At 63.0% G+C, this 6,005-nt stretch carries 6 protein-coding genes and 3 tRNA genes; 6 read left to right on the top strand and 3 right to left on the bottom strand.

Annotated elements, in window-relative coordinates:
• From P4L93_03450 to P4L93_03435, 4 genes are all read left to right on the top strand, one after another.
• The coding region (locus tag P4L93_03450) for a menaquinone biosynthesis decarboxylase (GenBank protein MDR3686000.1) at window positions 1-1,416 on the top strand (1,416 nt) is incomplete at its 5' end.
• Entirely contained in the window at window positions 1,413-2,351 is a 939-nt protein-coding gene (locus P4L93_03445) for a 4-hydroxybenzoate octaprenyltransferase (GenBank protein MDR3685999.1), read from the top strand. The genes P4L93_03450 and P4L93_03445, both read left to right, overlap by 4 nt.
• A gap of 14 nt (window positions 2,352-2,365) precedes the next feature.
• On the top strand, window positions 2,366-2,971 hold the full coding sequence (locus P4L93_03440; protein MDR3685998.1) for a UbiX family flavin prenyltransferase: 606 nt from the start codon (window positions 2,366-2,368) through the stop codon (window positions 2,969-2,971).
• 142 nt (window positions 2,972-3,113) lie between these two features.
• Entirely contained in the window at window positions 3,114-3,266 is a 153-nt protein-coding gene (locus P4L93_03435) for a hypothetical protein (protein ID MDR3685997.1), read from the top strand.
• A gap of 166 nt (window positions 3,267-3,432) precedes the next feature.
• On the opposite strand, the gene P4L93_03430 is transcribed toward P4L93_03435, so the two are convergent.
• Window positions 3,433-3,506, bottom strand: a tRNA-Cys gene (locus P4L93_03430).
• 93 nt (window positions 3,507-3,599) lie between these two features.
• Window positions 3,600-3,675: transfer RNA gene (locus P4L93_03425), tRNA-Gly, on the bottom strand.
• A gap of 143 nt (window positions 3,676-3,818) precedes the next feature.
• Here P4L93_03425 and P4L93_03420 point away from each other — a divergent pair.
• Window positions 3,819-3,893: transfer RNA gene (locus tag P4L93_03420), tRNA-Val, on the top strand.
• On the opposite strand, the gene P4L93_03415 is transcribed toward P4L93_03420, so the two are convergent.
• Entirely contained in the window at window positions 3,864-5,330 is a 1,467-nt protein-coding gene (locus P4L93_03415) for a recombinase family protein (GenBank protein ID MDR3685996.1), read from the bottom strand. The two genes, P4L93_03420 and P4L93_03415, sit on opposite strands and share 30 nt — an antisense overlap.
• A 280-nt stretch (window positions 5,331-5,610) precedes the next feature.
• On the opposite strand from P4L93_03415, the gene P4L93_03410 reads away from it, so the two are divergent.
• Window positions 5,611-5,895 carry a hypothetical protein gene (locus tag P4L93_03410; protein MDR3685995.1) on the top strand — a complete coding sequence of 95 codons (285 nt, stop codon included), beginning with the start codon at window positions 5,611-5,613 and terminating at the stop codon, window positions 5,893-5,895.
• Window positions 5,896-6,005 lie beyond the last annotated feature (110 nt).

The following is a 6,005-nucleotide window of genomic DNA, read 5'->3' as shown; positions in this document are numbered from 1 at the left end:
GCCGAGGTAGATCCCAACCTCGAGATCGGAGAGATCACCGACCGCGTCAGCAAGCAGGTGGGCCCGGCGCTGATCTTCGAGAACCCCATCAACCGACAGACCGGCGAGCCTTATGGAATGCCGGTGGCGATCAACCTCATGGGCAGCTACGAGCGTATGTCGTGGGCTCTGGGCGTCGACTCCGAGACGGGCACGTGGAAGGATCTCGACGGTGTTGCCAAGCGCGTCACCGACCTGCTGCCCCTCGACATGCCTGCGTCGATGAGGGGCAAGCTCGACATCGTCATGAACCTCAAGGACTTGGCCACGTCCGGTGCCAAGGAGGTCAAGAAGGCTCCGTGCCAGCAGGTGGTTCTGCGCGGCGAGGAGGTCGACCTGACCAAGCTGCCCGTGCTCACTACCTGGCCCGAAGACGGCGGCCCTTTCGTCACGCTTCCGCTCGTGGTCACCAGTGACCCGAAGGGCAAGCCGAACGTGGGGATGTATCGCCTCCAGGTGTTCGACAGGAACACCACTGGGCTTCACATCCACGAGCACCACGACGGCGCCAAGAACATGCGCGCATGGAAGGCAGCCGGCGCGACACGCGTGCCCGTGAGCGTCGCCATCGGCGCCGACCCGTGCACGATCTTCTCGGCCACCGCTCCGGTACCTCCGCTGATTGACGAGTACCTGTTCTCGGGCATCGTTCGGGGCGAGTCGGTCGAGGTCGTCAAGTGCATCACCAACGACCTGATGGTTCCAGCACACGCTGAGATCGTGCTCGAAGGTTGGACCGACCTGGAGGAGACGCGCTGGGAGGGTCCGTTCGGCGACCACACTGGCTACTACTCACTGGCCGACTACTTCCCGGTGTTTCACGTCGAGGCCATCACGATGCGCAAGGAACCGATCTACTGCGCGACGATCGTCGGCCCGCCGCCTATGGAGGACGACTACCTCGCCAAGGCCACGGAGCGTCTCTTCCTGCCGGTCATCAAGGCGATCATGCCGGAGATCATCGACTACGACATGCCGCTCGAAGGCGTGTTTCACAACTGCGTGATCTTCCAGCTCAAGAAGGAGTTCGCGGGTCAGGCGTTTCGCGTGATGAACTTCGCATGGTCGATGGGCCAGATGATGTTCACGAAGTTCGTGATCGTCGTCGACGCCGACGTCGACTGTCACGACTACTCGCAGGTGGCGTGGCGCTGCTTCAACAACGTTGATCCCAGCCGAGACATCCTGATCTCGAAGGGCCCGCTGGACCGCCTCGATCATTCGAGCAACTACCAGAGCTTCGGTTACAAGATGGGCATCGACGCTACCAAGCCGCTTCCCGGCGAAGGCCATGAGCGCGAGTGGCCGGACTCGCTCGAGATGTCCGCCGAGGTCAAGGCGCGCGTCGACGAGCTGTGGGGCGAGCTGGGACTGTGAGCGAGGCGGCCATCAAGCGGTCCGGCAAGGTCAAGACCTTCGCCGAGCTGGTCAAGTTCGAGCACTCGATCTTCGCGCTGCCGTACGCCTACCTCGGCGCGCTGTACGGCGCGGCGGTCGTCGGCGGGACCGTAGCAACACCTTGGGTCAACCCGGCCTTCGGCGACCCCCAGAACCCAATGCCTACGCTGTGGGCGCTGATCTGGGTTACGGTCGCCATGGTGGGTGCGCGCAGCTTCGCCTTCGTCGTCAATCGCGCGGTGGACGCCGAGATAGACGCACGCAATCCTCGTACCGCTGGTCGGCCGATTCCCGCGCGCACGATTTCGCGCGCCGAGCTCTGGGTGTTCTCGGCGATCGTGCTGGTGGCCTACGTACTCGCGTGCTTTCAGCTTGCACCGATCACGCATTGGCTGTGGCCGATTCCGCTGGCGTTCTTCGTCGTCTACCCGTACCTGAAGCGCTTCACGTGGTTTTGCCACTTCTGGCTGGGCATCTGCCTCGGTTTGGGCGTGACCGGCGGCTGGGCCGCGGTGGGTGCGCCGCTGACTAACCCAGCGCCGTGGGTCCTGGGCGCCGCCGTCGCGATCTGGACCGCGGGCTTTGACATCATCTACGCGACACAGGACTACGAGTGCGACGTGCGCGACGGCGTTCACTCGATCCCGGCCGACTTCGGCGTCGCCACAGGCCTGACGGTCACGCGCATTACCCATGCGCTTACGATCGTCCTGTTCGCGCTCGGCGGATGGTTGCTGGGCGTGGGGTGGGCGTACTACGCGGGCGTGGCCATCGCCGCCGGCCTGCTGTTCTACGAGAACGCGATCATCTCGCCGGATGACATGTCGCGGGTCAACGCGGCCTTCTTCAACGTGAATGGAATGGTGGCCGTCGTGGTTCTGCTCGGCGGAGTCGTCGACCGGTGGCCAAGGTGAGGGGAGAGGCAGCGATGGGTGCATGCACGGTTGTCGTAACGGGGGCCTCGGGCAGCTGCTACGGCATGCGCCTGATCGAGCAGCTTGTGCTTGCTGGCCACGACGTCTCCGTCGTCTTCACCGAAGCAGGCCGAGAAGTCTCCGCCTTTGAGCTGGGCTTTCAGCTGCCGTCGGAGGATGCTCGGGTCGCAGCCGTGGCGCTGGCGGCGTTCCTAGAGCTCCCAACGGCTGACAAGTTGCGCGTCGCGTATCCCGAGGACATGTTCGACGCGATGGCTTCAGGCTCGCACCGCACCGACGCGATGATTGTCGCGCCGTGCTCGATGGGCTTCCTCGCCTCGGTCGCGCACGGCCTGGCGGACGACCTGCCGGAACGCGCGGCCGATGTGATGCTCAAGGAGCGCCGGCCGCTGGTTCTGGTGCCGCGTGAGACGCCGATGAGCCTCATCCACCTGCGCAATCTCACCGCCGCCGCCGAGGCTGGCGCAATCATCGTCCCTGCGATGCCTGCGTTCTACACAAAGCCGGAGTCCGTCGACGACCTCGTCAACTTCGTTGTGGGCAAGGTGCTCGACGTGCTCGATGTCGAGCACAACCTCTTCAAGCGCTGGGGTTCTTAGGCTCAAGCCCAAGGTTACGGTTCGGCTTCGCCCACGAGCGGGCTGTCTTGCGCTACACGGCCGAGGAAGGGACACTTACCGGCGTAAGGGTCATCACACCACACCACCAGTCGTAGCAATAGTCGTAGCAGAAGGAGCAGCCATGACCCTGGCTCAAGCGCGAAAGCGCTATCCCCTCGTACCCGCTGAGATAATTCAGTGGGCCGTCGAGAACATCCCGGACCCGCGTGACGTTGAGCGCGGCCTGATGCGTCTCGAGCAGGCCAAGCGCATTGAGCTCAAGTACGCGAGCTAGCACAAGCCTCTCAGTGACCAAGCGGTCGGTCGGCACCTAGCCGAGCTGGCCCCATGGCGTGTCTGGATGCGGGCCGCGGCGTCGCTGCCGGGCGGTGCACGCAATCTGCATCACAGACAACAAGAAACGGCCGGCAGGGGATTGCCCTGTCGGCCGTATTCGTTCTTGGAGGCGACGCCCGGATTCGAACCGGGGATAAGGGCTTTGCAGGCCCCTGCCTTGCCACTTGGCCACGTCGCCATTATGGGCGGCCGATGTGCCGCCTTATGAAAAGAAGGCTGGCCGTTCAGGCCCGTTTCTCGGGACCCTCTGACCAGCCTTCGATCGGGTCGATGGAGCGGACGACGGGATTCGAACCCGCGACCCCAACCTTGGCAAGGTTGTGCTCTACCAGCTGAGCCACGTCCGCGCGCTTAGCCAGTCTAGCGGCACCTTTTCGGGCGTGCAAGGGTCAATTTCGCATACTTGGCACCCGCGGTTGAGAATGGGGGCTTCACTTCAGCGAAGGCTTTGCTACACTATCGTTCGCTGCCTCTCAGGGGGCTGCCAGATGGGCGATTAGCTCAGGGGGAGAGCACTTCCTTGACACGGAAGGGGTCAGAGGTTCAAATCCTCTATCGCCCACCATTCTTCACATAGCGCCCCTTTGGAGTCCAATTCGAGGACTTCGAAGGGGCGTTTCCACTGGTAGGACACTATTTCACCGTGAGAGAGCGACAGGTTTGAAAGTGTCAGCGCGAGCACTTCCCGTGCTACCTCAGGGGAAGCGTTCTCAAAGGTGATGCTCGCGCCCGCCGCCGCGTCAGTCAGAGCCTTGACCAGCGGCGTTGTCTCGATAGGTGTGGTTTGAAGCGCCGAGAGGCGCAGTTTGAAAGCGTTGCCTTCATCGGTCAGCGCTTTCGCCTTCTCACGGTAGACCGTATCACTGACCGTGCCGTCGAGCAGCTTGTCAGCGAGCAGCGAGGCCTTGCGCTCGACCTCCGCGATCTGGAGCCTCAGAGCCTCTTGCTGGCGCAGGGATTCGCCAACAAGGTCTGAGTCCAGTTCCTCGGCGTGTCGCAGGAGAGCAGAGACGTGGTGCGGCTTGAGGGCTATCTTGCGCAGCACGTCAGCGACCTGCGGCACGAGTCTCTCCTCGCGTACCGTTCCACGCTGCCCGCAGGCGTCCTTGCCCTTGCCGTGCGTACAGCGGTAGTAGACGTGGCCTTTGGTCTCTTGAGCCGTGATCTTGCACCCACAGTCCGCGCAGGTAAGGAAGCCGCGCAGCAGGAACTCGTGTTTGTGCTGCTTGTTGCCGTTGCGGTTCGGTTCGAATGCGGCCTGCACTTGCTCGAACAGGCGTGCAGAGACAAGAGGGGAGTGCTGCCCCTGATGCAGCTCACCGTTCTCTCGGATGAGTCCGCAGTAGATCGGATTCGTGAGCGCGTGGTGAAGCGTGCTCTTACCGACCTTGTTTCCACCCTTGGTGCGCAGGCCACGCGCGTACACTTCGTTTGCGAGATCGACAAGTGAGACGAGGCCCGTGGAGTACCGTTCGAAGGCGAAGGCCACGTGGTCGGCGCTGGCAGGGTCAGGCACGATGGCCTTGTTCTCGTTCAGGTAGCCCAGCGGGGCACGATGGCCCCACCCCCCTTGGACCGCCTTCTCGTGCATCCCCTTCTTAACTTCGCGGCTTAGATTCAGCGAGTAGAAGTTGGCGAATGACTGTTGAATGTCGGCGTTGAGCCGTCCTTCCGGACCCTCGCCGACGTCGCCCTCCACGAGTCTGATCCTCACCCCGAGGTTTTGTAGTGCGAGGCTGTCGTTCCAGTTGCGGGCGACTCTATCAAGCTTGCACGCGACGAGCGTCCGGACGTTTGGATGCGAGGCAAAGTACGTCACCATCTCAGCGAACTCTCTGCGCCCCGGCTTGCTGGCGCTCTCGGCCTCTTCGAAGGAAGCGACGGGAGTCAGGCCGTGAGAGTCGCAGAACCGTGCCAGAGCCTTGCGCTGGGCATCGAGCGAGTAGCCCTCGTCTTGCTGTTCTTTTGTGCTGACGCGAGCGTAGAGAACGCAGTCGGTCACGATGTGTCGCCTCCACCGTGCTATAGGGTCTCGCCACCATTGAACGGCAGCCAAGGTGAGAGCGCAAGAGGCATGCGGAACGATGTGCAAACCCCAGCCATCCGACGTGAATGTTGGGAGTCCGAGCGAGTGCCGAGCAGGGCTTATGCGGGTCCGCGTAACACTCGTCCCAAGGACGTGAGCTGCGGTGCTATTGTCTTATGCGACACCCGGCGGTCTGCGTAAGACGGTTATGCGGGTCCGTATAAACGTTGTTAGACCGAACCCTAGGGGAGGGGCCGTGGGCGACGCGAAGCTGCCAGACGTCGGCTACTTCTACGCGCTCAAGTCCGACGCTCCTGCCATTCGGGCCCATGGCGCCCCGTCCGGCGCGATCATCCACATGCAGCGCCTGACGTACGAACAGGTCATCGCGCGTCACGGATTCCCACGCGACGCCGAAATCGTCTGTTTCCCTGTGAACCTGAAGGCGATGCGCGAGGCTGGGTTGACGGTCCCGCAACCACACCCCGCGCCTCCGGACAGCGGAGGGCTGTCGCAGTCGGGCTCAGCTGAGTCGGCGTGAGTTCAAGTCTGAAGTGCAACACTTCGACCGCTGACGCTCCCGTCTACCAGGCGTGTACATAGCGCTCCTTCGGGGTCTCGAATCCCAGTCTCTTTCGCGGTCGGGCGTTG

Source organism: Coriobacteriia bacterium, assembly GCA_031292615.1.
Lineage (GTDB): Bacteria > Actinomycetota > Coriobacteriia > Anaerosomatales > JAAXUF01 > JARLGT01.
The sequence above is the reverse complement of the archived record's forward strand: the minus strand, read 5'-3'. Positions and strand labels throughout refer to the sequence as shown.